This is a genomic window from Streptosporangium sp. NPDC003464 (assembly GCF_053588315.1).
In genome coordinates, this window is sequence record NZ_JBSFPS010000575.1 from 1 (window position 1) to 1,058 (window position 1,058).

Consider the following 1,058-nt stretch of genomic DNA (forward strand, 5'->3'; position numbering starts at 1 on the left):
TCGGCCACGCCCGCCTGGGCGGCCTCGACCGCGAGCTGCGCCTCCCCCTCCGCCTCGGCGGCCTCCTCCAGCGCCGTCGCCGCCTGCTCGGCGGCCACCCTGGCCGTGGACAGGTCGGCGACGGCCTCGTCGAGCGCGGCCCGCACCTGGAGGGCCGAGGTGCCGCCGGCCGAGCCGCCCCGGGCCGCGTAGGCGCCCAGGAGGTCACCGGAACGGGTGACGGCCCGCAGCTCCGGCCGCTGGTCGACCACCTTCCTGGCGGTCGCCAGATCGTCGACGACGAGCACGCCCCCCAGCAGGTGGGCGGCGGCGGCCCGCAGCTCCGGCGGGACGGTGACCAGGTCGACCGCCCATTCGGCGCCGGTCACCGGCACGGGGCCCGCCGGGCTCTGCGCCCCGTCCGCGGCGATGACCAGGGACGCCTGGCCGCCGCCCGCGCTCCGCAGGAAGTCGATGGCGTCGGCCGCGCTCTGCAGGGACTCCACGGCGACGGCCTCGGCGGCCGCGCCCAGAACGGTGGCGACGGCCACCTCGGCGCCCGGCCGGACGGCCAGCATGGCGGCCACCGGGCCGAGCACCCCCGCCAGATCGGCCGCGAGCAGCGCCGCACCGCCGTCGGCGCCCCTGGCCAGGCTCAACTCCAGCGCCTCGAACCTGGCCTCCAGCGCGGCGACCTGGCGCTGCGCCTCCTGGTCGGCGCGGCGCGCCGTGGTCAGGGCCGCCCTGGCCGCACCGAGGCCGGCGTCCGGGCCCGCGACGGCCGACTTGGCCTCCTCCACCACAGCCCTGGCCTGGTCGACGGCCTGCCTGGCCTGGTCGACGGTCTCCAGGGCGATCTCCAGCTCCTCGGTGAGGGCGGGGTCGGCTGCCGGGTCGGCCTGCTCCTGGCTGTCGTGCTCGGCCTGGGCGCGCCCGGCGCGCTGCTCGGCCTCCTCCAGGGAGCGCGCCAGCCGGCCGATCTCCTCCTCGGCGGCCCCGGCCCGGCTGCGCGCGGCGCCGACCTGGCCCCGGAGCCTGGCCAGCCCCTCGCGCCGGTCGGCGGCCGCCCTGGCCGCGGC

General features: G+C 80.2%; 1 pseudogene. It reads right to left on the minus strand.

The features are described 5' to 3' along the window. Positions 1–1,058: pseudogene (locus ACWDS7_RS48655) on the minus strand (chromosome segregation protein SMC); the annotation flags it as partial.